The sequence below is a fragment of the Bradyrhizobium sp. 956_D2_N1_4 genome (assembly GCF_052076025.1).
In the GTDB taxonomy this organism is placed as follows: domain Bacteria; phylum Pseudomonadota; class Alphaproteobacteria; order Rhizobiales; family Xanthobacteraceae; genus Bradyrhizobium; species Bradyrhizobium barranii.
In genome coordinates, this window is the sequence record NZ_CP197237.1 from 8,669,811 (window position 1) to 8,694,355 (window position 24,545).

The 24,545-nt window shown below is 64.9% G+C and carries 23 protein-coding genes; 15 read left to right on the forward strand and 8 right to left on the reverse strand.

Annotation, left to right across the window (positions count from 1 at the left end):
- Window positions 1-18 precede the first annotated feature (18 nt).
- The gene (locus tag AB7535_RS41070; RefSeq protein WP_354114480.1) at window positions 19-948 is read right to left on the reverse strand and encodes a LysR family transcriptional regulator; all 930 of its coding nucleotides are present in this window, start codon (window positions 946-948) and stop codon (window positions 19-21) included.
- A 106-nt stretch (window positions 949-1,054) separates the two neighbouring features.
- Between AB7535_RS41070 and styA the strand changes: the two genes are divergently transcribed.
- Complete coding sequence (gene styA, locus AB7535_RS41075; protein WP_354265366.1) at window positions 1,055-2,305, forward strand: styrene monooxygenase subunit StyA; 1,251 nt, start codon at window positions 1,055-1,057, stop codon at window positions 2,303-2,305.
- 24 nt (window positions 2,306-2,329) lie between these two features.
- Window positions 2,330-2,815 carry a styrene monooxygenase NADH-dependent flavin reductase subunit StyB gene (gene styB / locus AB7535_RS41080; RefSeq protein ID WP_354114482.1) on the forward strand — a complete coding sequence of 162 codons (486 nt, stop codon included), beginning with the start codon at window positions 2,330-2,332 and terminating at the stop codon, window positions 2,813-2,815.
- Between the two features lie 78 nt (window positions 2,816-2,893).
- Here the strand turns inward: styB and AB7535_RS41085 are convergent, their stop codons facing one another.
- On the reverse strand, window positions 2,894-3,985 hold the full coding sequence (locus AB7535_RS41085) for an AraC family transcriptional regulator ligand-binding domain-containing protein (RefSeq protein WP_439037737.1): 1,092 nt from the start codon (window positions 3,983-3,985) through the stop codon (window positions 2,894-2,896).
- 196 nt (window positions 3,986-4,181) lie between these two features.
- On the opposite strand from AB7535_RS41085, the gene AB7535_RS41090 reads away from it, so the two are divergent.
- The 3 genes from AB7535_RS41090 (at window position 4,182) to AB7535_RS41100 (ending at window position 6,223) form a co-directional block, all read left to right on the forward strand.
- The gene (locus tag AB7535_RS41090) at window positions 4,182-4,517 is read left to right on the forward strand and encodes a hypothetical protein (protein ID WP_354114483.1); all 336 of its coding nucleotides are present in this window, start codon (window positions 4,182-4,184) and stop codon (window positions 4,515-4,517) included.
- Between the two features lie 3 nt (window positions 4,518-4,520).
- A complete protein-coding gene (locus AB7535_RS41095) occupies window positions 4,521-4,838 on the forward strand; it encodes a DUF1488 family protein (protein WP_256376441.1) in 318 nt (105 codons plus the stop codon).
- Between the two features lie 251 nt (window positions 4,839-5,089).
- Window positions 5,090-6,223 carry an alpha/beta hydrolase gene (locus AB7535_RS41100; protein ID WP_063979790.1) on the forward strand — a complete coding sequence of 378 codons (1,134 nt, stop codon included), beginning with the start codon at window positions 5,090-5,092 and terminating at the stop codon, window positions 6,221-6,223.
- Window positions 6,224-6,283: 60 nt separating this feature from the next.
- On the opposite strand, the gene AB7535_RS41105 is transcribed toward AB7535_RS41100, so the two are convergent.
- The 4 genes from AB7535_RS41105 to AB7535_RS41120 form a co-directional block, all read right to left on the reverse strand.
- Window positions 6,284-6,931 carry a class I SAM-dependent methyltransferase gene (locus tag AB7535_RS41105; RefSeq protein WP_354114517.1) on the reverse strand — a complete coding sequence of 216 codons (648 nt, stop codon included), beginning with the start codon at window positions 6,929-6,931 and terminating at the stop codon, window positions 6,284-6,286.
- A 63-nt stretch (window positions 6,932-6,994) separates the two neighbouring features.
- Window positions 6,995-7,453: an Rrf2 family transcriptional regulator gene (locus AB7535_RS41110; RefSeq protein WP_354114484.1), complete on the reverse strand. Its 459-nt coding sequence runs from the start codon at window positions 7,451-7,453 to the stop codon at window positions 6,995-6,997.
- 228 nt (window positions 7,454-7,681) lie between these two features.
- Window positions 7,682-9,703: a YgiQ family radical SAM protein gene (locus tag AB7535_RS41115; RefSeq protein WP_354114485.1), complete on the reverse strand. Its 2,022-nt coding sequence runs from the start codon at window positions 9,701-9,703 to the stop codon at window positions 7,682-7,684.
- A gap of 96 nt (window positions 9,704-9,799) precedes the next feature.
- Entirely contained in the window at window positions 9,800-9,997 is a 198-nt protein-coding gene (locus AB7535_RS41120; RefSeq protein ID WP_354114486.1) for a hypothetical protein, read from the reverse strand.
- A gap of 56 nt (window positions 9,998-10,053) precedes the next feature.
- Here AB7535_RS41120 and AB7535_RS41125 point away from each other — a divergent pair, with 56 nt between their 5' ends.
- Together AB7535_RS41125 and AB7535_RS41130 are read left to right on the forward strand one after the other, a co-directional pair.
- Window positions 10,054-10,992, forward strand: a complete 939-nt coding sequence (locus tag AB7535_RS41125) for a DMT family transporter (protein WP_354114487.1) — start codon at window positions 10,054-10,056, stop codon at window positions 10,990-10,992.
- Between the two features lie 190 nt (window positions 10,993-11,182).
- On the forward strand, window positions 11,183-11,323 hold the full coding sequence (locus AB7535_RS41130) for a hypothetical protein (protein WP_162131457.1): 141 nt from the start codon (window positions 11,183-11,185) through the stop codon (window positions 11,321-11,323).
- Window positions 11,324-11,329: 6 nt separating this feature from the next.
- Here AB7535_RS41130 and AB7535_RS41135 read toward each other — a convergent pair whose 3' ends face one another.
- Window positions 11,330-12,025 (reverse strand): GntR family transcriptional regulator, encoded by a 696-nt coding sequence (locus tag AB7535_RS41135; protein ID WP_354114488.1) that lies wholly within the window; start codon window positions 12,023-12,025, stop codon window positions 11,330-11,332.
- Between the two features lie 8 nt (window positions 12,026-12,033).
- On the reverse strand, window positions 12,034-13,446 hold the full coding sequence (locus tag AB7535_RS41140; RefSeq protein WP_354114489.1) for an FAD-binding oxidoreductase: 1,413 nt from the start codon (window positions 13,444-13,446) through the stop codon (window positions 12,034-12,036).
- Window positions 13,447-13,625: 179 nt separating this feature from the next.
- Here AB7535_RS41140 and AB7535_RS41145 point away from each other — a divergent pair, with 179 nt between their 5' ends.
- From AB7535_RS41145 to AB7535_RS41180, 8 genes are all read left to right on the forward strand, one after another.
- The gene (locus AB7535_RS41145; RefSeq protein WP_354114490.1) at window positions 13,626-14,510 is read left to right on the forward strand and encodes a dihydrodipicolinate synthase family protein; all 885 of its coding nucleotides are present in this window, start codon (window positions 13,626-13,628) and stop codon (window positions 14,508-14,510) included.
- Between the two features lie 202 nt (window positions 14,511-14,712).
- Window positions 14,713-17,043 carry a TonB-dependent siderophore receptor gene (locus AB7535_RS41150; RefSeq protein ID WP_439037738.1) on the forward strand — a complete coding sequence of 777 codons (2,331 nt, stop codon included), beginning with the start codon at window positions 14,713-14,715 and terminating at the stop codon, window positions 17,041-17,043.
- 2 nt (window positions 17,044-17,045) lie between these two features.
- Window positions 17,046-18,074, forward strand: a complete 1,029-nt coding sequence (locus AB7535_RS41155; RefSeq protein ID WP_354114492.1) for an extracellular solute-binding protein — start codon at window positions 17,046-17,048, stop codon at window positions 18,072-18,074.
- A complete protein-coding gene (locus AB7535_RS41160) occupies window positions 18,067-19,260 on the forward strand; it encodes a PepSY-associated TM helix domain-containing protein (protein WP_354114493.1) in 1,194 nt (397 codons plus the stop codon). The genes AB7535_RS41155 and AB7535_RS41160 overlap by 8 nt, the downstream gene beginning before the upstream one ends.
- 73 nt (window positions 19,261-19,333) lie before the next feature.
- Window positions 19,334-20,566 carry a rhodanese-like domain-containing protein gene (locus AB7535_RS41165; RefSeq protein ID WP_439037739.1) on the forward strand — a complete coding sequence of 411 codons (1,233 nt, stop codon included), beginning with the start codon at window positions 19,334-19,336 and terminating at the stop codon, window positions 20,564-20,566.
- 120 nt (window positions 20,567-20,686) lie between these two features.
- Window positions 20,687-21,931: a phosphoglycerate dehydrogenase gene (serA, locus tag AB7535_RS41170; RefSeq protein ID WP_354114495.1), complete on the forward strand. Its 1,245-nt coding sequence runs from the start codon at window positions 20,687-20,689 to the stop codon at window positions 21,929-21,931.
- A 110-nt stretch (window positions 21,932-22,041) separates the two neighbouring features.
- Complete coding sequence (locus AB7535_RS41175) at window positions 22,042-23,061, forward strand: patatin-like phospholipase family protein (protein ID WP_354114496.1); 1,020 nt, start codon at window positions 22,042-22,044, stop codon at window positions 23,059-23,061.
- 3 nt (window positions 23,062-23,064) lie between these two features.
- Window positions 23,065-24,519 (forward strand): GntP family permease, encoded by a 1,455-nt coding sequence (locus tag AB7535_RS41180; protein WP_354114497.1) that lies wholly within the window; start codon window positions 23,065-23,067, stop codon window positions 24,517-24,519.
- Window positions 24,520-24,545: the final 26 nt, after the last annotated feature.

Genomic DNA, 24,545 nt, shown 5'->3' on the forward strand with positions numbered 1-24,545 from the left:
ATGATGGCGGGGGCGGCGTCAACCGCCTGCGCCGGCGGTGCGGGTATGCGACGGGGCTGGCGCGAAATGTTCGGCGCGGTCGACCAGGAGATCCAGAAAACTTCGCGCGCGCAGCGACATCCACTGCGTCTCCGGATAGACCGCATGCAGGGGCAGCGCGGCGATGGTGTAGTCCGGAAGCACATGTTCGAGCTCGCCGCTGCGAAGGCCCTCCGCGGCATTCCATTCGGGCAGGATCGCGATGCCGAGATGCTGCATCGTCGCCTCCTGCATCGCATCGGCGTCGTCGACGTGAATGGGTCCGTTGATCGATGCGACGTGACGGCCATGCTCGGATTCGAAGGCCCATTGGTGCGCCGGCGACATCCGTGAATAGACGATGCACTGGTGCGAGCTGAGATCGTCTGGTGTCCTCGGCAGCGGGCGGCCGTGCAGATAGGTGGGTGTTGCAACCAGATGGCGCTGCACGGTCCCGAGCCGGCGGGCGACCAGCGTGCTCGCCTCGAGGTTTCCAATGCGCAGCGCTAGCTCGATGCCTTCTTCCACCAGATTGACGAACCGCTCGCTGAAGCGGATGTCGACCCGCACTTCCGGATAATTCCGAACGTACTCGGCGATGACGGGCATCACGTAGCGCCGTCCGAACGACGACGGCACGCCGATCCGGAGCGTGCCGGTGGGGCGGGGTGCCGCCTGCTCGACGCTCGACCGCGCCATGTCGAAGCTGTCGAGGATCTGCCGCGCGAGATCGTAGATCCGGTGCGCTTCGGCCGTCGGCTTCAGTGTGCGCGTCGTGCGCGAAAACAGCTGCGTGCCGAATTCGCTTTCAAGCATCGCAATGCGCTTGCTGATCGCGGGCTGGCCGATCCCGAGCTCCTTGGCCGCAGCCGAGAAGCTGCCGCCCTCCAGGGCGCGAACGAAAGCGCGCAGGCAATCGATCCGGTCCATAATTCATTCCGATCTGGAATAAATTATATCCCATTTATTCCGTAGTGCGCAACACGGCTGATCGTTAGGCTTTCTCAAACAAGCAATCACAGGGGAGGAGACGAAATTGGCACGCCATATCGGAATTGTCGGCGCCGGCATCGCCGGCTTGCATCTCGCGCTCTACCTGCAGAAGCACGGCGTGGACGCGACAATCATCACGGATCGACCGCCCGAGGAATACAAGAACATCCGCCTGCTCAACACCGTCGCGCATCACCACGTGACGATCGCGCGCGAGGACTATCTCGGCGTCAATCACTGGAGCGACCCGAAGGACCATTATTACTACCACGACCACGTCTTCAATTTTCCGCAGCCGCTGAGTTTTCGCGGTGATTTCTCGAAGCCGAGCCGCGCCGTCGACTATCGGATCTATCTTCCTGCCCTGATGCAGGATTTTGTCAGCCGCGGCGGCAAGATCGAATACCGCCGCATCGAAGAGCGCGACATTCGTCCGCTGGTCGCCCGCTTCGATCTCCTGGTCGTCTCGACCGGGAAGGGCCCGCTGGGCCAGCTCTTCACTTACCGGCCGGAACACACCCCCTATTCGCAGCCGCAGCGGCGTCTGTGCGTCGGGCTCTACACCGGCGTGCGGCAGCCCGATCCCATGAACGTCACGCTCTCGGTGTCTCCAGGACATGGCGAGATGATCGTGATCCCGACCATTACGTTCGGCGGTGTCGCCAACGCGCTGCTGATGGAGAACGTGCCCGGTGGCGACATGGAGGAACTGGCCACGCTCAGCTACGACGACAACCCGAAGCACTTCTTGAAGGTGCTGCTGGGCAAGCTCGAGAAGCATCACCCGACGACCTACGACCGCATCGACACCGCGCGGTTCGATCTCGCGCAGCCGCAGGACCTGCTGCAAGGCGGCGTGGTCCCGACGGTGCGCAACACTGTGGTCGAGTTCGGCGACGGCAAATGCGCGATCGCGCTCGGCGACGTCCATGCGATCGTCGATCCCATGATGGGCCAGGGCGCCAATATCGCGTCCTATGCGGCATTCGTGCTCGGCGAGGAGATCGTCAACGCCGACGTGCTCGACGTGCGCCTGTGCGAGAAGATCGAACTGAAACGACAGGATCGCGTGCTGGCGGCCTCGCGCTGGACCAACGTGATGCTGCAGCCGCCGACGGAAGCGCTGGGCATGCTGATCGGCGCGATGAGCCAGAACCCGGCGCTGGCCAACGAGTTCACCGAGAATTTCAACTACCCGGACCGGCAGTGGGACCGCATCTGCACGCCGCAGCGCATCCAGGCCTGGATCGAGCGCATGTCGGCGCCGCCTGAGCCGGTCAGGGCGATTGCGTGAGGACCGATGCGAGTGGGGACTGACATGCAGCGCGCCAATCCGGCCTCGTTCCGCGAGGCCGCATCGCGCTTTACGACCGGCGTCGCGGTGCTGACCGCGCTGGACGAGCATGGCCGCGTCTGCGGCATGACCGCGAACAGCTTTGTCACCGTCAGCCTGTCCCCGCCGACCGTGCTGGTGTCGGTCATGCCAGGACGCATGCACCGGGCGATCTCGGCGACCGGACGTTACTGCGTCAACGTCCTGCCCGAGCATGGCCGGGACCTGTCGCGGCACTTCGCGAGCCAGCCGAACGCCGGCGCGACGCCGGATTACGACATCGTCGACGGCCTGCCGCGTCTCTCCGGCTGCATGGCCTGGTTCGCCTGCGAGGTCACACGCCACGTCGACGTCAGCGACCACACGCTGATCATCGCCGAAGTCTCGAACTGCGACTATCGCGACACCACGCCGCTGGTGTTCTTCTCAAGCCGGTATCATCTCGGGCCGGGTGTGCCGGTGGATCGGTGAGGGGTGCAGCGGTCCGCGGCTTGAGTGGATCTGGTGTTTTCCTGGCTGCATCGGGGCGCTTTGGCGTTACCGCCGGGACTAGCTTGCCCTGGCGTTCTTTGCGCGAGGGGGCGTATCGTTGACGTTGTCGGCGCGCTTGGGATCGTCCGCGGCACGCCATTGTCGTGGCGTCATTCCGGTCCAGCGCCTGAAGGCGTGGGTGAATGCGCTGACTTCGCCATAGCCGAGCAGCCAGGCGGTTTGCGAAATCGGCAACTCGTCCTTTTTCAAATAGCTTTTGGCGAGGTCGATTTTCAGCTCGTCCATAATGCCGGTGAAGGTCAGTCCTTCCGACGCGAGGCGCCGCGCCAACGTGCGGTGGCTCATGCCGAGCCGGCGCGCGATCTCCTCAGCCCGTGCCTCGCGATGGGGAAGCAGTGGCGCGATGGCATTCTCGACGCTCGATCTGAGCGAAACTCCCCCAGGCTTCCGATGTGCAAGCGCCTCCTCGCAGAAGGTCACCAGCAGATCGTTCAAGTGGTGATCGGCACTTTCGATGGGCATCTGTCCCACGGACTGAGGGAAGGCGATCTCATCGACGTCTGATCCGAACTCGATCTCGCAACCAAGGAACGACCTGACCTCCGCGGGCATCGCTCGACGGCGATGGGCGACTTTGACACGGCTTGGCACCACGCGGCGGTTGGTCAGTGCGCGGTTGATTCGAATGATAGAGGTCACCCAGAATTCGATCTGGTGCCGATCCGACCGCCGTTCCACGCCGACATAGCTCAACGCAATCGCCATGTCCTTCGCGGCAAATCGCAGTGAAATTCCCTCGTTCGCGAGGCGGCAATAGCGCTCCGTCTTTGACAAGGCTTCAGCGACTGTCCCGGATGAGGCCGCGACATAGTAGAGCAGGCCGATCTCACGAAGGTCGAAGTCCCGTGGCAGGTGAAATCCCAGGGCGTCGTCGTGCAGCGCCTCGGCACCAAGCTCCAGAAACTTGATCTGGCTTTCAACGCTCAGCCGCGCCTTGCGGTCTTGGATCTGCTCGAGGGTCAATCTGGCCTTGGACAGCAAGCCGTCCGCCTGAATGCCGGCTTCGCGCAGGCGGGCCCACACCAGGCGGGCGATGCCGCCGGTCGCACTGGGCATGGCTTGCAATTGGGGCGAACGGGCAGCAGCCACATCGAACCCTTTCGTCGTTGCCGCTGCGGCCTTGAGTCCTCGGCTCGCGCATCGGGATCGCGGCATAGAAAATCAAGTTATTGGCTCACGATAACAAGAAACCGGGTGTCATGTGACTTAAATCGGCGATCTGTCCCCCTAGGTGCGTCGTCTGTACTCGGGGGCGAACCCACCCCGAAAAAGCCCGAAGGCCTTGATGTCCAGCTGCGATGGCGCGCCGCCTATAAACGTGAAGATATTGCGAAGTTACGGAAAATTGCTCGGAATTCCTCATATCGCTCATGGCCCACGGACGGTTGCGCTTGAGCGCGTTGGCGATTGCGAGATCAACATGTTCGAAACGCTTGAAGCCGGTTCAGCTGCGGCGCCCCTGTTCTGGATGGAGCTGTTCGATCTTCGCGTTCACGCCTCGCGCGACAGCCGCGGATGCCGCAACATGAGCGACGCAGTCGCAGCGTTCAACGATTTTGCTTCGCAGGCGAGCCGCCTGGCGGAGGTGCCGCCGTGCGACACCGGCGAAGCCGTAGGCTGACAATTGCCGCGTCCACCGAGAGTATCCCCAGCGGAAAACGCAGCGCTTCTGACGCGCGGCCAGATTCTTGGCTACGACACGGAGCGGATGGCGTTTCTGTTTACGATGACGTATGGCGCCAGCATCGTCGACTGCGAGATAAGCAGCGTCGCGCTGGACGACCTTCACGGCTCGAAGGGCACGCGTCCCGACGAAAGGGAGACCCAATTCAGGTGTCTCCGCGACGCGGTCGAGCGCCTTGCATCATACGCTTTCGAACAGCAGGGCAGGCGGCAGCGCGAGCGGCTCCGCATCTTCTCCAAGCACGTCAAGGCGCTCTGACGACCGCCAAAGCAAGGCCGCCGCCGCAACGGCAACGCATATGCAATTTGTGCCACGTGAGATGCTCGACATCTCCCTCTTAAACATTTCACTCGACCATGGTCTGCAAGACCGGGTTCCGCAGTTGTCGCCGGCTGGGTGTTGCCGCGCCGTGACATCCAGGCACGCTCAGCCGGTATAGACTGGTCGATATCCGGTGCCCCTTCCGTTGCCCGGATGGTGAGTTATCGCGCTCTTGCGTCCAGTTGTGAGTGTTGCCGGTGGTCCGGACGAGTCGCATCAGTGCTCCAGCAGTTTTGTTGGCTTTGTCGATCGCAGCAGTCCTGGGCGGCTGTGCAGGACGTCCGTCGCAGGGCGTGCTTGTTCCGACAGCGCAGGTCGCCCCCGGAAACACAAATGTCCCGATCTACGTCGTCACCAATCGCAAGCGATCCGACGTCGATCCCGGTGAGATGTTCAGCGGGGACCGTTCGGACGAGCTGTCCTTTGCCGAGGTGACTGTCTCGATCCCGCCAGATGCCGCGCGGAAGATCGGCGAAGTGCAGTGGCCCGCGAGCCTGCCCGGCGACCCCCAACGGGATTTCACGACTGTGTCGGCCGACTATCTCGACAAGACGCATTTCGCTGCGTCTGTCGCCGCGGCGATGAAGCAGTCCGGTCGAAACAAGGTGCTTGTCTTCGTCCACGGCTTCAACAACCGCTTCGATGATGCGGTCTATCGCTTCGCGCAGATCGTGCACGACTCCAAAGTGCCGGTCGTTCCCGTGCTTTTCACCTGGCCATCGCGCGGCGAGCTGAGGCTGCGCGCGTATACCTATGACCGGGAAAGCGCCAATTTTTCGCGTGACGCGCTCGACAATCTGTTGAGCACGCTCGACGCCTCGTCTGCCGTCGGCGAAGTTTATCTTCTGGCTCATTCGATGGGCAATTGGATCGCACTGGAAGCACTGCGAACGCGGGCGATCCGCGCCCCGGCTGTCGCGTCGAAGCGCAGCAAGCTGAAGAATGTGATGCTGGTGGCACCCGACGTGGATGTCGATGTCTTCCGCTCGCAACTGAACCGGATGAGCGGCGCGCGGCCCCCCATCTCGTTGTTCGTCTCGCGTGACGACGGCGCGCTCTCGCTGTCGAAGACGATCTGGGGAGACGTCGCCCGCCTGGGCGATATCGACCCGACCCAGGAGCCTTATCGAACTGAGCTCGCGCGCGACCGGATCGACGTCTACGACCTGACGAAACTGGCGGTCGCCGGCGACGACGCCCACGACCGGGCTTTCGAGCAGGTAGGCCCGGTTGTCGCAATGATCCGCCAACGCATGGCCCAGGGCCAAGCGCTGGGTGAACAGAAGGCGGCCGCGGGCCCGCTCGCGCGGCTTGCGGAGTAGCGCGAGAGGCAGGCCCTGCCTGGCTTCTTCATGGCGACGTGTCGACGAGGCCGTGACGTCTCAGGCGTAGGCGACCCAGCCGCGGAACGTGAAGCCGATGTAGAACAGGGTTGGGACGGAGAAGCCTGCGTCGCGCAAAATTGCTTCGTCTCGCGCGGGCGTCAGAATGCTCAACTGGCCGTCGACCGCCTTTCGCGCGGCGGCCGCCTTGTCGGGCTCGACTCCGGCTGCGGCGAGAAAGGCGGAATACCGCGAGAGCCAAAGCGGCCGTTCATCGTCGTCGCCGGGGATGCTGAAATGGGCCGCGACGAACGGCGCGCCGGGCTTGAGGCGGCGGCGGATTTCGGACGCTATTCGCAGCCGCTCCTCGACATCGACGAAATGCAGGGTCAACAGGCACGTCGCGCCGTCGAATGGCCCCTGTGGCGCATCGTCGATATAGCCTTGATGCAGACGCGCGCGCGACGCGAGCGGGCCCAGCGTCTGCTTCGCGAGATTCAGCATCGCAGCGGACGGGTCCACGCCATCAAAGGTCCAGCGCGGCTGCGCTTGCGCAAAGGCATTCAGCTCCAGGCCGCCGCCGGCGCCAAGAACGAGTATTCGCGCATCTTCACGCGCACGCTCGCCCAAAAGGATCGCCGCCATGGACAGCATCGAATTGTAGCCGGGAACGAACCGTGGCGGCCCTTCGGTGTATTTCGCCACCATCTGCGGATCGGAGAACGCGTTTTGAATGTCGGTCACGATGTTGTCCTGCTGAGGGGGAGTCGGTCACGCGTGATGCGCGCTCATGCTGTGAAGCTTTCGCGCGCCCAGGCGCCTGCGCAGATCGTCGCTCAGCATCGCCAGCGTCACTTCGGCAAAGCGCGACAGCAGCAACGCCTCTGCATCGTCAAAGGCCTGATCGAGCGCGGCATTGACGGCCTGCTCGACCAGGCAGCCAGGCGCCTCGGTCCGGTTGCCCATGGCCAGAATCGAGGGGCTGCCGAGCGCGGTGTAGACATCGCGCAGCGTCACCTTCGACAGATCGCAAGCCAGCGTCCAGCCGCCGCCGTGCCCCTTCTCGGAGCGGACGTAACCGAGGTCGCGCAGGCCCGCCATGATGCGGCGGATCACCACCGGGTTGGTGTCCATGGCCTTCGCCAGGGTCTCGGAGGTGAACGGGCCAGGCTGCTGCGCCATGTGCAGGAGGACATGGAGCACGCCTGATAATCGGCTGTCTCGCTTCATGTAACTTCGTATGTTACATGATGGCGCCGAGGTCAACCAGTTTCGGTGCGAGCGTAAGGGGCGCGTTGCCATCCCGCGCCTGTTTTGCCCGACGGGTTAACGTCTCCGCAGACCGCCTAAGCCATTGATCCCGCTCATGCCGGCCACTGTGCATGGGGTTGTTTTCGACATTTTTGTCTTGGCGGCGCGAAAGCGCCAGGCTGAACCGGACCTCATCCGGCTCTGCCGCTACTTCATCACCCGCAGACCCTTGGTCGTGAACCGCTGCGTCTTGCCGCCGGGGCGCACCGGTCGCCGTGTGCCGGCGGCCTTGCCGGTGCCGGGCGGCTGATGCGCGGGCACGAGCTGGTCGGGGCGCGAGCCGATCAGGTCGCGGCGGCCCATCTCGATCAAGGCCTCGCGGAGCACCGGCCAATTGTCGGGGTCGTGATAGCGCAAAAACGCCTTGTGCAGCCTTCGCTGGCGCAGGCCCTTGATCGCCTCGACCTTGTCGCTGCCGCCGCGGCGGACGCCGCGCAGCGGATTGACGCCGGTGTGGTACATCGCGGTCGCGGTCGCCATCGGCGAGGGCAGGAAGGTCTGCACCTGGTCGGCGCGATAGCGGTTCTTCTTGAGCCAGAGCGCGAGGTTCATCATGTCCTCGTCGGTCGTGCCCGGATGCGCCGCGATGAAATACGGGATCAGGTAGTATTTCTTGCCGGCCTGTTCGGCCGCGGCATCGAACATCCGCTTGAACTGGTTGTAGGCGCCGATGCCCGGCTTCATCATCTTGTCGAGCGGGCCGCGCTCGGTATGTTCAGGGGCGATCTTCAGATAGCCGCCGACGTGATGGGTGACGAGCTCCTTGATGTATTCGGGGCTCTCGACCGCGAGGTCGTAGCGCACGCCCGAAGCGACCATCACCTTCTTGATGCCCTTGGTCTCGCGCACCTTGCGATAGAGCCGGATCAGATCGTCATGCGAGGTGTTGAGATTCGGGCAGATCTCGGGGAAGACGCAGGACGGCCGGCGGCACGCCGCCTCGACCTTCGGATCCTTGCACGCCATCCGGTACATGTTGGCGGTCGGGCCCCCGATGTCGGAGATCACGCCGGTGAAGCCCGGCGTCTTGTCGCGGATCTTTTCGATCTCGCGCAGGATCGAGCCTTCCGAACGGTTCTGGATGATGCGGCCCTCGTGCTCGGTGATTGAGCAGAAGGTGCAGCCGCCGAAGCAGCCGCGCATGATCGTCACCGAGAACTTGATCATGTCCCAGGCGGGGATTTTTGCCTCGCCGTAGGACGGATGCGGCGCGCGCGCATAGGGCAGGTCGTAGACCGCGTCCATCTCGTCGCTGGTCAGCGGGATCGGCGGCGGGTTGAGCCAGAGGTCGCGATCGCCGTGACGCTGCACCAGCGGCCGCGCATTGCCGGGATTGCTCTCACGATGCAGCACGCGCGAGGCGCGCGCATAGGCTTCCTTGTCCTGCTCGACTTGCTCCAGCGCCGGCAGCCGGATCACGGTGGCGCCTTTCGTCCGCGATGCGCCCTCGTCAGCGGAGTCGAGATCGTCGGCGTGCAGCTCGGAATAGTCCTCGGGCACGCGGCGGAACAGCGCGACGCCCCTGATGTCGCTGAGGTCGCGCGGTGCCTCGCCGTCAGCGAGCCGCTGCGCCACCTCGACGACGGCGCGCTCGGCATTGCCGTAAAGCAAGAGGTCGGCCTTGGCGTCGGCCAGCACCGAGCGGCGCACCTTGTCGGACCAGTAATCGTAATGCGCGATCCGGCGCAGCGAGGCCTCGATGCCGCCGAGCACGATCGGCACGTCCTTGAACGCCTCGCGGCAGCGCTGCGCGTAGACGACGGTGCAGCGGTCGGGCCGCTTGCCGCCTTCGCCGCCGGCCGTATAGGCGTCGTCGCTGCGGATGCGCCGGTCCGCGGTGTAGCGGTTCACCATCGAGTCCATGTTGCCGCCGGTGACGCCGAAAAACACTTTTGGCTTGCCGAGCGCCTTGAACGGATCGGCCGAATGCCAGTCGGGCTGGGAGATGATGCCGACCCGAAAGCCCTGCGCCTCCAGCAGCCGGCCGATGATGGCCATGCCAAAACTCGGATGGTCGACATAGGCATCGCCTGTCACCAGCACGATATCGCAGGCGTCCCAGCCGAGCGCGTCCATCTCGGCCCGGCTCATGGGAAGGAACGGCGCCGGCTTGCGCGGGCGCGCCTGCGCCATCAGGGGCTTTTCGGCGGTGATGATCTGGATGTCCATGGCGCCTACGCATAGGACTCCGGGCGTACGAATACAACCGACGGACGCGTGAAGATTTGCGGTTCCGCCAGGGGCTATCCGGCTTGCGGGAGTGCGTTAACCGTTCGCGAACCCTTGCCGGACCTCGGCAGTCGGGGCCGGCTCGCCGCCATGCTGGCGGACCATCCGTACGGCGTCCTCGACGAGGCGGAGATTGGTCACTGTCGAGCCCAGCAGCGCCGCCTCGATCCAGGCCTTGCGCATGGCGAGCATCGCCTCGCCGCCCGGAACAGTGCGCGTGCCGCATATGCACATGAGCGAGCCCTCTTCCGGGTTCTCACCGCGGCCGACATCGGATATCCGATTGCTCCATGGGCAAGGAAACTTCTGACGGCGGTGATGACGCCGGCGCGGCGCCGTCCACCGAGGCCTGGCTCGGTGCGATTGCGCTGATCGGCTTCATCCTGGTGGCGACCGCGCAGGCCTCAAATCAGATTCTGGCGCGCGGGCTTGCGGGCTCGGTCCCGCCCTTCGCGCTCGCCTTCTTCCGCTGGAGCATCGTCGCCATCGGGCTCGCGCCGATCGCGTTCGCCGAAATCCGCGCCGGCCGCGTGCCACTCGGCAAGAACATCTGGCCGATCCTCGCCGCCGGCTTCATGGGCATGTTCCTCTGCGGCGGCCCGGTCTATGCCGCGGGCATCTCGACGACGGCGATCCACATCGCGTTGATCATGGCGCTGTCGCCGATCACGGTGCTGATGATCTCTGCGTTGCTCGGCATCGAGCAGGTCGGCCCGCTGCAATGGCTCGGCACAGCGCTTGCGCTCGCCGGCGCCTTGCTCATCATCTCCGGCGGTCATCCGGAGACCTTGTTCGCACTGGAGACGGCAGCGGGCGACGGCCTGGTCGTGATCGCGATGCTCGGCTGGTCCGGCTACACGCTGCTGCAATCGCGCGCGGCGCCCAAGGCGTCGCTGCTGGCGCGCATGAGCCTGTTCGCAGGCGCCGGCGCGCTGTTCTCGCTGCCGCAGGCGCTGATCGAGATGTGGACCATGCCGGCGCAGGTCTTCAGCACGAAAGCGGTGTCGGCTTACGTCTTCGCCGGGATCGTTCCCGGGCTGCTCGCCTATGCCGGCTTTGCCTGGCTCGGCGGCAAATTCGGTTCGGTCCGAACCTCGCTCGTGCTTTATCTCGGACCGATCGCGAGCGCCTTGCTGTCGTTCGCAATTCTCGGTGAACCGCCAAAACTGATCCATCTGTTCGGCGGTGTGCTGATCCTCGGCGGGGTCTGGGCGAGCCTGCGCAAATAGTTCCATTGATCGGAGTTGTGGTTCATTAGCAGGAACCAACCGCCTCCGCGAACATTCTGATCAAGGGACCGGTGCGAGCCATGCTCGCGCGCGTCCCGACCATCCCGGCGCCAGTGCCGTAACCGGATTTTGCCTCGACGCTTCGTTTCGGGGCGATGGGGGACTTGTGAGTACGGTCATAGAGAACTTGTTGTCACGGAAGCAGAAGCTTGTGGAACAGCTCGAGAAGGCGCAGTCGGTCGACGATCGCGACAAGATCGAGCACCAGCTCGAACAGATCAACACCGCGCTGGATTTTCTGGACAGGCCGGGATCGAAGGATGCGGGGTAGAGGCGCTCAGTCCGCCTTCAGCGCCTCCACTTTCAAGGCCTCCACCTTCAAGGCCTTGGCGTAGACTAGGCCGGAATTGGTGATGTGCGTCGTCATCAGCGCTTCGAAGGCCGCGAACTCGCCGCGTGCGAACAGATCGAGCAGCTTGCGATGCTCGTCGAAGGACGAGCGGGTGCGCACGTCGATCGGCGACGTCAGATTGGTGCGCAGCGCGGCGACGCGGCCCGAGACGAGCTGGTAGGATTCGATGAGATAGCGGTTGCCGCAATGCGCGAACAACCCTTCGTGAAAGCTCGCATCGGCGCGGCCATAGGCGATGTTGTCCTTTGCCGCGATCGCCGGCTCCATCGCCGCGATTGCCTCGCTCATCGTCGCAATCGTGCCGTCGCGATCATGACGAAACGCGAGCTCGGCGGCCTTGGGCTCGAGCGCGATCCGGAAGGCGCAGAGCGCAGTGATGTCGTCCGCGCTCGGCGTGAACACGAAGCTGCCGACCTGCGGCCGGATCACGACCAGGCCCTGCGCCTGCAACTGGCCCATCGCCTCGCGCACCGGCGTGCGGCTGACGCCGAAGGAGTTCGCCACCATCTCCTCGGAGATGGCGGCGCCGAGCGCGAACTCGCCGTCGATGATGGCCTGGCGCAGCCGCACCACCACCCGCTGCGACAGCGATTTCGGCGTATCGAGCTTGAGCGATCGCATCTGCTGTCTCAGATCACCTTGCCGGGATTGAGCAGGTGATCGGGGTCGAGCGCGGCCTTCAGCGTCCGCATCAACGCGATCTCGGCTTCGCTCCTGGCATGGCCCAGCCACTTCTTCTTCAGCGTGCCGATGCCGTGCTCGGCGGAGACGCTGCCGCCCAGTTCACGCACCAGACCGTAGATGATCGCGTCCATCTCTTCCTTCGGCTGCTGCTCGACGGAAAGACCGGTGACCCAGGACACGAGATGCAGATTGCCATCGCCGATATGGCCGTAATAGACGCTCTCGCACCCCTTGATGCCGGAGGCCAACGCGGCCTTGCAGCGGGTGACGAACTCGTCCATCCGCGCCACCGCAAGCCCGATGTCATAGGAGATGTGCGGGCCCAGCACCTGGCCGAACTCGGCGCAGATGTCGCGCACGCGCCAGAACGCCTGCGTCTGCGCCAGCGATTGCGCCACGGCGGCATCTGCGAGCAGCCCGCGCTCCATCAGCTCTTCGAGCCAGGCCTGGAAACGCGGTGCATCCAGGCTCTCGTCGGTGCCTTGGGCCTCGACGAGCACGTAGAGACCGTGGCCTGCGGCGACCGGCGGCTTCACCCCGGCGCGCGTCGTGATCACGTCCCAATAGTCCGGCCACATCACCTCGAATGCCGACAGCAGCGGCCCGAGCCCGCTTCGCGCGGCATCGAGCAGGGCGATCACCGCGGCATAGTCCTTCAGCGCGCACAGCGCCGCCATGGTCGAGCGCGGTTTCGGGAACAGCCGCAACACCACGCGGGTGATGATGCCGAGCGTGCCTTCGGAGCCGATGAAGAGATGCTTGAGGTCATAGCCCGCGTTGTTCTTCATCAGCTTGTTGAGGCTGGTGATAATGGTGCCGTCGGGCAGCACCACCTCCAGGCCGAGCACCAGTTCGCGCGTCATGCCGTAGCGGATCACGCGATTGCCGCCGGCATTGGTGGAGAGATTGCCGCCGATCGCGCAGGAGCCGCGCGAGCCGAGATCGAGTGGAAAGAAGAAGCCGGCCTCGTCGGCGGCCTTTTGAATCACCTCAAGCGGCGTGCCGGCCTTCACCGTCATCGTCGCCGACGCGCGATCGATCTCCTCGATGCCGGTCATGCGCTCGAGCGAGATCGCGACCCAGCCCGGTTCGGGCGAGGCGCCGCGGCAGAGTCCGGTCAATCCACCCTGCGGCACGAAGGGCAGCCGCGCCTGCCGGCAGGTCGCAATCGCATCGGCGACGCCTTGCGCATCGACCGGTCGGATCACCGCAAGCGGCGTTTGCGGCAGGCTCGCGCTCCAGTCGTTGCAATTGCGCGCGGGCACGTCGGTGCCGATCAGCACGGCGGCCGCGCCGAGCTTGTCGCGCAAGGCGCCAAGCAACTGATCGGGACGCTCAATGGGGCTCACCATGTTCATGCGAGACCTCCTCGGAATCTGGCTGCGTCTCATGCGCGCCGTGATGGTGGAAAGGATTTGCGTCCGTCTTGTATGTAAGGTACAACATAAAAAGTAAAGCAAAAACAAGGCTCGGAAGGCCTCCTAAGATCGTTCGAGATCAGGGGCTTAGTCCGGGACCGCAGCTAATGGGTGGTGAGATGACGGAGGCAATTCGCGGGTTCTGGGTGGCGTCGGCGACGCCGCTGGCGACGGATGGCAGTGTGGACTCCGCCAAGCTCGCCGCTCACGCCAGGCAGCTCTTCAGCAAGGGCGTCGACGGCGTTGTGCTGTTCGGCACCACCGGCGAGGGCACCTCCTTCAATGTCACCGAGCGTGTCGCGACCATCGAGGCCGTGCTCGAGGCCGGCGTCGCGCCCGAGCGTATCGGCATCGGCGGCGGCTTTCCCGCCATCACCGACAGCATCGCGCTGACGCGCACCGTGCTCGGCCTCGGGCTGCGTCACGTGCTGTATCTGCCACCCTATTTCGACCGTGGTGTCACGCCCGAAGGCATCGAGGACGCGTTTGCCGCGATCATCGACGGCGTCGCCGACGATCGCCTGCGCGCCTCGCTCTATCACATCCCGCAGGTCTCCGGCGTTGCGATCCCGACCGGTGTCGCTGCGAACTTGCGCAAGCGTTACGGCAAGGTGGTTGCGGGCCTGAAGGACTCCAGCGGCGACTTCAAGCAGTTCCAGGCGTTCCGTACTGCTGCTCCCGATCTCGCCATCACCGTCGGCAACGAAGCCGACATCACCCGCGCGATCGCCGCCGGCGGCGCAGGCACCATCTGCGGCATGGCCAACGTCGTGCCCGAGCTGGTCAAGGGCATGGTTGACGGCAAGGACGTCGAGGCGCGCATGCAAGCCGCGACCGATGTCGTGCTGAACACGCCGTCGTTCCTCGCGACGCTGAAGGCAATCCTCGCCGCACAGACGGGCGACGCAGGCTGGCTGCGCGTACGCCCGCCGTTCCGTGCCTCGTCCGATGGCGCGGCGCTCAAGCGAAAGATTGACGAGCTGATTGCTCCTGCCATCGCGTGAGATATGAAATCTTCGTGACACGTTGCCGCGGATTCGCGTGCAGCGTGTTGCGATAACTGCGACGTCTATTGGTGATTGCCGTTCGGCGCGCTGATGCGCTTAGAACGATTCAACACTAGAGCGATTCAAGCTCGCCTACGGTTCTCTTCGATCCCGCCGACTGTTACAGGCGCACACTTCAATGTTCTTGACTTGAAGTGGAATGAAAGTGCGTGCCCTCGTGGATGGCCAACGCGTCAGCGGCCATCGTCATCATGCCGGCAAGAGCCGTGCAGGTCTTCTCCTCGGCGCAGCGGTGCTGCTCGTCGAATCCCCCTCGAACACGACGAGTGCGCAGGCGCAGTCGGCGCTGCCACCGGTGACAGTGGAAGCGCCGGTGCAGCGGCCGAAGCCGGCCCGCGCGTCACAACAGTCCCAACGCCGCGCGCAAACCGTTGCGCGCCAGCGCAATGCCAATCCCGCACCCGCAGCGCCGACAATGTCGGAACGTGCAGCAGCCGCGGCCGCCACGCAACAGGCCGCCAAGCTCGGCTACCGCGCGATGCCGAGCTCGACCACACTGCGCAGCGGCGCCTCGCCCCTCGATACCTCGCAGGCGGTCAACATCGTGCCTGAGCAGGTGTTGAAGGACCAGCTCCCGCGGAACATCGACGATGCGCTCATCAACGTCTCCGGCATCACTCAGACCAACACGCTCGCCGGCAGCCAGGACGCGGTGATCCGCCGCGGCTTCGGCGATAATCGTGACGGTTCGATCATGCGCAACGGCATGCCGCTGGTGCAGGGCCGCAGCTTCAATCCCGCGGTCGAAAGCGTCGAGGTGCTGAAGGGGCCGGCCTCGCTGCTCTACGGCATCATGGACCCCGGCGGCATCGTCAACACGATCAGCAAGCGCCCGGAGCTCTATCAGCACGGTTCGGTCACGCTGCTCGGCTCGGCATTCAGTGCTTCGAAAACCGGCGCCGACGGCCTGCTCGATGTTACCGGTCCGATCGGCGATCAGGGCCTTGCCTATCGCTTCATCGGCTACGGCGTCAGCGAGGATTACTGGCGCAATTTCGGCCGTCACCGCGAGATGCTGGTCGCACCGTCTCTGGCCTGGTACGGCCAGGACACGACGGTCCAGCTCAATTACGAGCATCGTGAATTCATCTATCCGTTCGATCGCGGCACGGCGTTCAATCCGGTGACCAAGGCGCCGCTCGCGGTGCCTTCCACGCGCCGGCTCGATGAGCCCTTCAACAACACCTGGGGCACCTCGGACTTGATGCAAGCCTCGGTCGAGCACCGCTTCAACCAGGATTGGAAGCTTTACGCCGGCTACAGCTACAACACCGAAACCTTCAGCGCCAACCAGCTCCGCATCTCCACCCTCAACTTCACGACGGGCGTCGAGACGCGCAGCAACGACGGCACGCAGGGCTCGCTCAGCAATGCCAGCTACGGAACGTCGTACGTTTCCGGCAGCTTCTGGCTCGGCAATATGCGCAACGAGGTGGTATTCGGCGGCGACGGCCAGTATCGCACCATCTACCGCGACAATCTGATCCGGCAGGCCACTCCCGCCATCAACGTCTACAATCCCGTCTACGGGCGGGTCGGACCGGGCACGACGGTGTCGAACAGCGATAGCGCACAGACCGACAAGCTCGGCCAATGGTCGCTGTTCTTCCAGGACACCCTGCATCTCACCGAACGGTTCGCGCTGGTCGGCGGCGTCCGTTACATGGACTACGACCAGATCGCCGGGCGCGGGAAACCGTTCATCACCAATACCAACGTGTCGCAAGACAAGGTGCTTCCCCTCGGCGGCGCCATTCTCAAGCTGACCGAGGAAGTCTCGCTGTATGCGAGCTACACCGAGTCGCTGAAGCCGAACTCGACCATTGCACCGATCGGCATCGTGATCGACTCCAATGTCGCGCCGGAAGAAGGCGTGTCATACGAGACCGGCGTGAAGTTCGATCTGAACAAGCGCATCTCCGGTACGCTGGCGCTCTACGATCTCGACAAGAAGAACGTGCAGACGACGAAGACGAACAGCGCGGGCTTGGTCGAGCTCCACACCGTCGGTCGCGCCCGCTCGCGGGGCGTCGAGCTGGATGTCACCGGCAGGCTCACCGACAGCTGGGCCTTGATCGGCAGCTACGGCTACACCGACGCCCGCGTGACGGAGTCCGAGGATGTGACGCTGCTCGGCAAGAAGCTGCAGAACGTCGCGCTGAACACGGCCTCGCTCTATCTGGTCTATGATTTCGGTACAGCTTTGCCGGGTCAGCTCCGCCTCGGCGGCGGCGCGCGCTATGTCGGCGACCGTCCCGGTGATGCGATCAACAGCTTCTTCTTGCCGTCCTATGTGGTCGCCGATATTTTCGCGACCTATGAGACGAACTACCAGAACACGCCGGTGATCTATCAGCTCAACGTCAAGAACCTGTTCGACACCGTCTATTATCCCTCCGCCGTCAACAATCTGAACGTCGCGATCGGCGATGCGCGCCGCGTGTCGCTGTCGGCAACGGTGAAGTTCTAGCGATGGCGGTGCGGCACAAAGCCATCGCGGTCCTGATCGCGACGGCGTCTGCCTGCCTTGCTGCCACAGGTGCGAGCCGCGCCGAGGAGATCACGCTCTATTCGACCAGGGAGGTTGCCCTGGTCGAGCCTGTCGTTGCGGCCTTCACGGAAGCCAGCGGCGTCAAGGTGAAAATCGTCTTCGTCGAGGACAGCCTCGTCAAGCGACTTACGTCGGAAGGCGCCGCATCGCCCGCCGATGTATTGATGACGATTGGGCTGGACAAGACGACCCAGCTCTCTACCCGCAGTCTGACGCAAGCCTTCACGTCGTCTCGTCTCGACCAGGTGGTCCCTCCAAATCTCCGTGGTAACGACGCGCAATGGCTTGCGCTTTCCGTCCGCCCGCGCGTTGCCTTTGTGCGCGAGGACAGCGCTCTTGCTTCGATCGACTATGAAGATCTCGCCGCTCCCAATTGGCGCGGCAAGCTCTGCATGCGCTCGCCGCTGCATCAGAACAATGTCGCGCTGGTTGCGGCCTATCTCGTCCACCACGGCGAGGCCGCGACGGAGGCCTGGCTCGCCGGGCTGAAGGCCAATCTCGCGCACAAGCCTGATGGCAAGGACAACGACGTGATCCGCGAGATCGCGCAAGGCGCGTGCAAGATCGGCATCGGCAACACCGTGGCATTGGCGCAATTGCGCGACGGACGCGAAGGGGCCGACTGGCGTGCCTGGGCGATGGAGGTCAAGGCGGTGCCATCGACCTTTAGGGGCGGCGGCACGCATGTGAACCTCACCGGCGCGGCCATCGCGAAACAGGCGCCGCATCCGGCGTTGGCGCGACAATTCCTCGAATTCCTTGTCACGCCGGCAGCGCAGCGGATCTTTGCCGCTGCCGAGTTGGAATACCCCGTGCTTGCGGCAGCGGAGCGCGCCCCCATCGTTGCCGAAATGGGCACGTTCATCGCCGATGCAACGTCGATCGACCAGATCGCCGCACATCAGCAGGCCGCGATCTCGCTTATCAAGAAGGTTGGCTTCGATGAGTAGGGTGGGGCATCACATCAAGGCAGCTCTGCACCAGATTCACTCGATCGCGGGCCTCGTGTTCGCGCTGCTGCTGGCCTTGATCGCGCTGACCGGCGCGATCATGAGCTTTGAGGACGAGATCGGCGACTATCTGAATAGCGGTATCATGCAGGTCGCGCCGCGCCAGGCGCCGGCGCTGATGCCGGACGAACTGGTGGCCCGGCTGAAGGCGGGGCAGGACCTCGGCAAGGTCTCGGCCGTCACGCTGTCGAGCGATCCGGCCGCGGCGGTGCGTGTCCGCTTCGCGCGTGACGAGCAGGGCGCGCGGCCGACATCGCTCTATGTCGATCCCTACGACGCGCACGTGCTGGGTGCGCCGCGTGGCGAGGAGTTCTTCGCGACCGTCCGCAGGCTGCATCGCTGGCTGCTGATCCCCGGCGATGCCAAGGGGTGGGGACGCCAGATCACCGGCATCGCCGCGCTCGGCCTGATCGTCATGCTCATCTCGGGCCTCGTGCTGCGCTGGCCGCGCCGCGCCGGCAGCGTGAAGATGTGGCTGAAGCCAAATCTCGGTCTCAGCGGCCGCGGCCTGCACCGCTCGCTGCATGCCGTCATCGGCACCTGGGTGCTGCCGGTCTATCTGGTGATGACACTGACCGGGCTGTGGTACTCGTTCGACTGGTACAAGGATGGCGTCGTCTGGCTGCTGTCGCGCCCAGAGGTCACTGCTGCGAAGATGCAGCCCAAGATGTCCGCAAAGGCGCCGCGCGCAGCCGACCGGGCCGAGCCGGCTCAGCCGGTCGGATTTGATCGTGCATGGACGACGCTCCAGCATGAGGAGGGGAAACATTTCTCCAAAGCGTTGCTGACGCTGCCCGCCGGACCCGGCACGGTCATCCGGATCCGGTCGTGGCCGAAGGATTCGACGCTCGATACCACGCGCGACGAATTCCGCGTGGATGCGGTCACGGGGCAGGTGATCTCGGCGGAGCGCTATGCCGACAAGACGCTCGGCGAGAAGATCATCGCGAACGTGCTCGACATCCATCGCGGCGCGTTCCTGGGTTGGCCCGGCAAGCTCGCCTTCATGATTGCAGCAGCGTTGATGCCGCTGTTCTCGGTCACCGGCATTTTGCTTTATCTGTCGCGCCGCAGGCTGCGGCGCCCCGCGCAGCCGCCGCTCGGGCGGCTGGTTCCGGGCGAGTGAAGGGCCGCGAAGGCTAGCCAAGCGCGCGACAATCGTTCAAAAGCCCTTGGCCTTACTTGCCAGGGTTCACGCCATGAAGCTCCCCACCGTCACCCCCGCCGATATCCGCCGCGCGCTGCTGCTCCGCGAGGAGATCGCGCTGCTCGATCTCAGGTACGAAGCCGGCTTCGCCACCGGCCATCCGCTGTTTGCCGCCAACATGGCCGCGGACCGGATCGCGATCGAGGCCGAGGTGCGGTTGCCGCGCAAGGACGTCGCGATCGTGCTCTATGATGATGGCGAGGGACTTGTTGCAACCGGCGCCGAGCGGCTTGCCGCGCTCGGCTACACCAATGTCAGCGCGCTCGACGGCGGGCTGAAGGCTTGGCGCGATGCGGGCTATCAGGTGTTCGAGGACGTCAATTCCTATTCCAAGGCATTCGGCGAGCTGGTCGAAGCGCGGCGGCACACGCCTTCGTTCAGCGCCGACGAGGTGGCAAAGCTGATTGCGGACAACGCCAACATCGCCATCCTCGATGTTCGCCGCTTCGACGAATATGCCACCATGAACATTCCGGGCTCGGTCAGCGTGCCCGGTGCTGAGCTGGTACTGCGGGCAGGGCAGGCCGCGCCCGATCCTGAGACCACCATCATCGTCAATTGCGCCGGGCGCACGCGCTCGATCATCGGCACGCAGTCGCTGATCAATGCCGGCGTGCCCAACAAGGTGCGGGCGCTGCGCAACGGTACCATCGGCTGGACGCTGGCGCGGCACGCGCTCGATCACGGCGCCGACCAGCGCGGTGCGATCGGGCCGTTCGAGGGGGGCCCGGCCAATGCCCGCGACGTCGCCTATCGCGCAGGTGTTCGCCACATCGGCGTGAACGAGGCGAAAGCGCTCGCAGCGCAGACCGATCGCACGCTCTATCGTTTCGACGTGCGCGACGCAGAGGAATTTGCGGCCGGCCATCTCCCCGGCTACCGGCATTATCCCGGTGGCCAGCTCGTCCAGGAAACCGACATGGCCGCGCCCGTGCGCGGCGCGCGCATCCTCCTGACCGACGACCAGGGCGTGCGTGCCGACATGACGGCATCCTGGCTCGCGCAGATGGGCTGGGAAGTCTACGTCCTCGAAGGCGGTTACGAGGGTGAGCTCGAGGTCGGCCCGCCGCGCGTGCTGCCCAAGCCCGATCCGGCGCATCGCTACCGCCGGCCCTATGAGGGCACTGACGTCGCCGAGCGCGCGATGCAGGCCTATCTCGACTGGGAATACGGTCTCGTCGAGCAACTCCGGCTCGACGGCACGCATGGGTTTTACGTCATTTGACCGGGCGGCCACCGTAAACACTTACCGCCCCGCCACCTTCTCCCCATATCCAAACCCTATTGTGCTGCATCTCCCCCGCGGTCTATGAGCTGCGGCAAAGCTGTGACCTACGGAGATTCCATGCCAGCCCCAGGCCAAAGCCCCGAGCGGAACGCGAAGGCGCTGTTGCTCGAAGGCGTCAATGACAGCGCTGTCGACCTGTTCCGGAGCGCGGGCTTCACCAATGTCGAGCGGTTGACCAAGGCGCTGGACGGCGAAGACCTGCGGCGCGCGCTGAAGGGCGTGTCGCTGCTCGGCATCCGCTCGCGCACCCAGATCACCGATGAGGTGCTCGCGGCCGCGGACGGGCTTCTCGCGGTTGGCTGCTTCAGCGTCGGCACCAACCAGGTCGATCTGCTGGCGGCCCGCAAGCGCGGCATTCCCGTATTCAACGCGCCGTTCTCCAACACGCGCAGCGTCGCCGAGCTCGTGATCGGCGAGATCGTGATGCTGCTGCGGCGCATCTTCCCGCGCTCGGTTTCGGCGCATGAGGGCGGCTGGGACAAGTCGGCGACCGGCAGCCGCGAGGTGCGCGGCCGCACGCTCGGCATCATCGGCTACGGCAATATCGGCTCGCAGCTCTCCACGCTGGCCGAAGCGATCGGCATGCGCGTGATCTATTTCGACCGCACCGACAAGCTTCGCCACGGCAACACCGAGCCGGTCGAGAGGCTGGAAGAGCTGCTGGCGCAGAGCGATGTCGTCAGCCTTCACGTGCCCGAGACGCCGGAGACATCAGGCATGATCGGCGAGAAGGAGCTGCGGGCGATGAAATCAGGCTCGTTCCTGATCAACAACAGCCGCGGCACCGTGGTCGATCTCGATGCGCTCGCGGGCGCCCTGCGGGACGGCCATCTCGCCGGCGCAGCCATCGACGTGTTTCCGGTCGAGCCGTCCTCGAACTCGGATCGCTTCAAGAGCCCGGTGCAGGGCCTCGAGAACGTCATCCTCACCCCGCATATCGGCGGCTCGACCGAGGAGGCGCAGGAGCGCATCGGCGGCGAGGTCGCGCGCAAGCTGGTCGACTATTTCATCACGGGATCGACCATGGGCGCGGTGAATTTCCCGGAGGTGCAACTGCACTTACGTCCCGCCGGTGCGCGCTTCAGCCATGTCCATCGCAACGTGCCGGGCATGCTGCGGCGGCTCAACGAGGTCTTTCTCCAGCGCGACATCAACATCGTCGCGCAATACCTGGAGACCGCCGGCGACCTCGGCTACGTCGTGCTCGACGCCGACCTGGCAGGCCAGGATTCAGATGCATTGCTTCAGCAGATCCGCGCGCTCGACGGAACGGTCGGCGCGCGGCTGGTGTTCGAGCACTAGGCCGGCGTCACGTTCCAGTTGCATTACGCTGCCAAGGTTCTCTAAACTGCCGTCATTCCGGCGCGTGACAAATCGCGTCGAATTTGAGCTTCAGTTGCGTGGGTACCGCCATGGAACGGGACGCCGTACTGATCGATCTCGCGCTTCAAGGCGGCGGTTCGCACGGCGCCTTCACCTGGGGCGTGCTCGACCGTCTTCTGGAAGAGAAGTGGCTCACCATCGCCGCGATCTCCGGCACCTCCGCGGGCGCGATGAATGCGGCCGTGCTCGCAGACGGGTGGATCGCGGGTGGCGCCGAGGGCGCGCGCGACGCGCTCGAAAAATACTGGCGCCGCGTCTCGAAGGCTGCCGCCTTCAGTCCTCTCCAGCGCTCGCCGCTCGATCGATTGATGGGGCGCTGGACGCTCGATACGTCGCCCTTCTACATTCTCACCGACCTGATGTCGCGCGTGCTGTCGCCCTACGATCTCAATCCGACGGGTTACAATCCGCTGCGCGCGGTGCTGGCCGAGAGCATCGATTTCGAACGCCTCGCGCGCTCGCCGATCCAACTGTTCGTCACCGCGACGCGGGTGCGCACGGGCCGCGGCCGTATCTTCCGCAACGCCGAGATCACGGCGGACGTGCTGCTGGCATCGGCCTGCCTGCCGACCATGTTCCGCGCGATCGAGATCGACGGCGAGCCCTATTGGGATGGCGGCTTCGCCGGCAACCCCACGATCACGCCGCTCATTCGCGAAAGCGATGCGCACGACACGATCCTGGTGCAGATCAATCCGACCGAAACGCTCGAAGAGCCGCGGACGGCTGCGGAGATTCTCAATCGATTGAACGAGATTTCATTCAATTCGCCCCTGATGAAGGAATTGCGCATGATCGCGCTGCTGCGCCAGGCGGCCGACCCCGGCAGCGGCGAGGGCGCGCGCTGGGCAAAGATGCGGACCCACCGCGTCAAGAGCGACATGCTGGCGAAGTTCGGCGCGTCATCCAAGCTCAACGCCGAATGGGAGTTCGTCTCGATGCTGCGCGCCGAGGGACGCTTGGCGGCCGAGACCTTTCTCGACGAGCACGGCGCGGATATCGGCCAGCGCTCGACCGCCGATCTCGATGTCCTCTTGGCGGAGTGCTGAGACGTGGGTCTTCTCGGCCTCCTCGTCGGGCTCGCCCTGCTCGTCCTGTTCGCTTTTCGCGGCTGGAGCGTGCTTCTGCTGGCGCCGTTCGCTGCGCTCGTTGCCGCGTTGTTCGGCGGCGAGCCGCTGCTTGCGAACCTGACCCAGGTGTTCATGGTGCATGCGGCCGGATTTCTGGCGCAGTTCTTCCCGATCTTCCTGCTTGGCGCGGTCTTCGGCAAGCTGATGGACGATAGCGGTGCGGTCACGTCGGTCGCCGCCTTCATGGCGGAGCGCCTCGGCGAGCGTCGTGTGATCCTGGCGGTGGTGCTCGCCGGTGCCGCGGTGACCTATGGCGGCGTCAGCCTGTTTGTTGCGTTTTTCGTCATCGTTCCCATGGCCCGTTCGCTGTTTCGCGCGGCTTCAATCCCGCGTCGCCTGATCCCGGCTGCGATCGTGCTGGGAACGTCGACCTTCACCATGTCGGCGTTGCCGGGCACGCCGTCGATCCAGAATGCGATCCCGATGCCGTTCTTCGGCACGACGCCGTTCGCAGCGCCAGGCCTCGGTATCATCGCCTCCCTCATCATGCTCGTGACAGGATTGTGGTGGCTGCACCGCGCTGAAGCCGCGGCGCGCCGCGCCGGAGAAGGCTATGGCGACGACATCGAGGGCGCGACCGAGCGCGCCGCCGCCGACGAGCTCGTGCGCGAGCGCGCCACGACCGCGCGCGAGTTCGATCCGGCGGAACTCCAGCACGGTCAGCGCAGCGAGCGGCCGTCGCCCGTGTGGAGTGCGATCGTGCCGCTGATCGTGGTCGTCATCGTGAATCTGGTGATGTCGCTCGTGGTGCTGCCGCGGCTCGATGTCGGCTATCTCGCCGAGCAGCGTTTTGGTGAAACGACGCTCGCGGCCGTCGCGGGCGTGTGGTCGGTCGCGGTCGCGCTGACTGCGGCCATCGTCACGACCATCGCGCTGAACCGGGCCCGCCTGCCGGCGCTTCGCCGCACCATGGACGCCGGGGCCAATGCATCCGTCCTGCCTGCGTTCAGCGTCGCGAGCCTCGTCGGATTCGGTGCGGTCGTGGCCTCGCTGCCGGCGTTCACGATCGTGCGCGACTGGGTGCTTGCGATCGAAGGCGGACCGCTGGTCTCGCTAGCGGTTGCGACCAACATCCTGGCCGCTCTGACCGGGTCGGCGTCAGGCGGCCTGACCATTGCGCTGGACGCTCTCGGCCAGACCTATGTCGAGCTCGCCGCGCGGACGGGCATCGCCCCTGCGTTGATGCATCGCGTCGCGGTGATCGGCTCGGGGACGCTCGACATCCTGCCGCACAATGGCGCGGTGGTCAGCCTGCTCGCGATCTGCGGCCTGACGCACCGTGACAGCTATTTCGACATCGTGATGGTCGGCATCGCGACGTCGCTGCTGGCGCTGGTGGCCGTGATCGCATTGGGCAGCGCGCTGGGATCGTTCTGAAGGAAGGCCAGCGCAAGCGATTGACG